This window comes from Desulfovibrio sp. 1188_IL3213 (assembly GCF_036763145.1).
Classification (GTDB): domain Bacteria; phylum Desulfobacterota; class Desulfovibrionia; order Desulfovibrionales; family Desulfovibrionaceae; genus Desulfovibrio.
Genome location: NZ_JBAIYR010000658.1, coordinates 1 through 868 on the forward strand (window position 1 = coordinate 1; position 868 = coordinate 868).

1 protein-coding gene is annotated in these 868 nt (G+C 62.6%); it reads left to right on the top strand.

All coding sequences use genetic code 11. The features are described 5' to 3' along the window. Positions 1-868 (top strand): ACP S-malonyltransferase (locus tag V6C16_RS14345; RefSeq protein WP_333543572.1); only part of this gene is annotated, 868 nt, incomplete at both ends.

The window sequence follows — 868 nt, forward strand, 5'->3', positions numbered from 1 at the left end:
CGGGAATGGGGCGCGAGCTGTACGACAATTTTCCGGCGGCGCGCACGGCCATGGATCGCATCGCCGCTGTGGCGGACTGGGACGTGCTTGGCCTTATGGATGAAAGGGATGTGGAAAAGATCAGCCTCACCCGCTGGCAGTCTCCCTACCTTTTCATGCTCGAATTTGCGCAGTGGAGCGTGCTTTCCTCTCTGGGCCTGCGCCCTTCGCTCTTTTGCGGCCACAGCCTGGGCGAGCTTATCGGCCTCTGCCTCAGCGGCATCTACTCGCCCGAGGTGGCCTGGTATATTCTGGACACACGCGCCGTGCACATGGCCGAACTGGAAGCCGCCGCCACACGCGAGACAGGCATGATGGCCGTACACGCCAATGCGGAAATAGTGGAAGAAATCCGCTCCGTCTGGCCGTCCCTGTACGTATCCAATTACAATACGCCCCAGCAGTTCATCCTCAGCGGCCCGCGCGAGGCCCTGCAGGAAGCCCGCAAGAGCCTGCGTAAACGCCGCATTCCCGCCATTGTGCTCAACGTGAGCCTGGCCTTTCACCATCCGAGCATGCGCGTGCTGCGCGATCTTTCGCTGCGCCGCCTCAACGCCCTTGAAATGCGTGCTCCGCGCAGCCCCATGCTGAGTTGCATCACCACCGGCTTTTACCCCGACGACCAGCCCTCCATCTGCCGCCATATCACAGACCTGGATGAAAACTCCGTCCGCTGGACCGAGTGCGTCCATGCCATGTGGAGCAGGGACGGCATCCGCCACTTTCTGGAACTGGGCCCGCAGGACACCCTTTGCGGCCTTGTCCGGGACAACGAATCCCGCGCGCTCTGCCTGTCGGCCGGGCGCAAGGGCAAGGAAGTTGAGGGCAT